The organism is Komagataeibacter intermedius TF2, assembly GCF_000964425.1.
GTDB classification, from domain to species: Bacteria; Pseudomonadota; Alphaproteobacteria; order Acetobacterales; family Acetobacteraceae; genus Komagataeibacter; species Komagataeibacter intermedius.
On record NZ_BANF01000519.1, the window covers coordinates 1 to 392 of the forward strand.

Sequence of the window (392 nt, forward strand, 5' to 3'; positions counted from 1 at the left end):
GGAACTGCGGCCATAAACTGCGTCATCATGACGAAGGGACAGTCATCAACCATAAACACCGGGTTCAGCCTCTTTGCAGGCTTTGGTGCAGTTCTCTGCGGCAGCAGCGGAACAACGACACGGGTACCCAAGGCGTCCAGAAGATCTGCCTGCACATCCAGAACGAAACGTGCTTCTCCCCGTCCAGCCAGACGATACACATCAAAACGGGCCATTTAGAAGTTCCGATAGTCCGCCAGGGGAAGCCCGTTCTCTTCAACATACTGCCGTGAGGCTTCGAGAGAAGCGCGATTGTCTGCCAGCCATTGCTGAGCACGGATCGACGCGATAGCTGACTTAAGCCCCTGTTCGCAGGCCTGCGATATGTTGAGATCTAACGACTTGGCTTCTTC

At 54.8% G+C, this 392-nt stretch carries 2 protein-coding genes; both read right to left on the reverse strand.

Annotated elements, in window-relative coordinates; all coding sequences use genetic code 11:
* Positions 1-215 (reverse strand): CcdB family protein (locus tag B7449_RS18255; protein WP_048884029.1); only part of this gene is annotated, 215 nt, incomplete at its 3' end.
* Positions 216-392: type II toxin-antitoxin system CcdA family antitoxin (locus B7449_RS18260; protein WP_048884030.1), on the reverse strand; the 177-nt coding region annotated here is incomplete at its 5' end.